At 39.0% G+C, this 1,740-nt stretch carries 1 protein-coding gene; it reads left to right on the top strand.

Annotated features, from left to right (window positions below; genetic code table 11):
* A partial coding sequence (locus tag ACVC2P_RS12615) for an HYR-like domain-containing protein (RefSeq protein WP_452598824.1) occupies positions 1 to 1,740 on the top strand: 1,740 nt, incomplete at both ends.

Here is a 1,740-nt window from a genome sequence, read left to right as displayed (position 1 = left end):
TTCTGCAACACTAGACGCGACCTACACAGACGCTGTAGTCGCAGGAACTTGCGAAGGATCATTCGTAATTACCAGAACATGGACATTAACAGATAGCTGTGGTAACACTGCGCCAGAACAAACGCAAACCATCACGGTGTCCGATAATATCGCACCAACATTTACTGCACCTGCAGATATTGAAATATTTACAGATGCATCATGTAACTACGATGCTGGAGTAAACATTACAGGAGATGTTACAGACGAAGCAGATAACTGTTCTGCAACACTAGACGCGACCTATACAGACACTATAGTCGCTGGAACTTGCGAAGGATCATTCGTAATCACAAGAACATGGACATTAACAGATAGCTGTGGTAACACTGCGCCAGAACAAACACAAACCATTACGGTGTCTGATAATATTGCACCAACATTTACTGCACCGGCAGATATTGAGATATTTACAGATGCATCATGTAACTACGATGCTGGAGTAAACATTACAGGAGATGTTACAGACGAAGCAGATAACTGTTCTGCAACACTAGACGCGACCTATACAAACACTATAGTCGCTGGAACTTGCGAAGGATCATTCATAATCACAAGAACATGGACATTAACAGATAGCTGTGGTAACACTGCTCCAGAACAAACGCAAACCATTACCGTTTCCGATAATATCGCACCAACATTTACTGCTCCTGCAGATATTGAGATAGAATGTGATCAAGACCCTAATGACCTTACTATTACAGGTAATGTTACTGATGAAAATGACAACTGTTCTACAACATTAGATGCTACATACACAGACACAACTGCTTCTGGTAGCTGTGCTAATGAAAGCGTTATTACCAGAACTTGGACACTTGCTGATGATTGTGGCAATACAACAACACTAATACAAACTATTACGGTCTCTGATAATACAGCTCCAGATATTTCTAGTTGTAATATTACTAATCAATCTGTTGATTGTACAGCTACAGATAATCAAACAATTGCGGACCAATGGAATGCAGATAATATTGCTGCTCTTCAAGCTTGTAGTACAGATAATTGCGACACGGATTTAACAAATCAAGTAACTTCCGATTATGATTTTAATAATCTAAATACAGTATGTGGCCCTTGTGGAACTATTACTGTTAATTATACTGTAACTGATGATTGTGGAAACAGTTCTTCTATTGCTGTTACATTAACTTTTGGAGATGCTACAGGTCCAGACTTATCTAGTTGTACTGTAACAGATGAAATCATTGAATGTGATGCAACTAATAATGAAACTAATGCTAATCAATGGAATACAGATAATATTGCTGCAATTGAGGCATGTGCTAATGATATTTCAGTAGTAGTAACTTCTAATTACAATTATAATAATTTAGTCTCTACTTGTGGCCTTGGAGGTACTATTCCTGTTATTTACACAGCAACTGATGCTTGCGGAAATGTAACAAACCTTAATGCTACTTTAACTATCCAAGACTCTACTCCTCCAACATTTACTGCACCTGCAGATATCGAAATATTTACAGATGCATCATGTAACTACGATGCTGGAGTAAACATTACAGGAGATGTTACTGATGAAAATGACAACTGTTCTGCAACACTAGACGCGACCTACACAGACGCTGTAGTCGCAGGAACTTGCGAAGGATCATTCGTAATTACCAGAACATGGACATTAACAGATAGCTGTGGTAACACTGCGCCAGAACAAACGCAAACCATCACGGTGTC

The sequence above is a fragment of the Pontimicrobium sp. MEBiC01747 genome (assembly GCF_053601635.1).
This window is presented reverse-complemented; position numbering and strand designations above follow the sequence as displayed.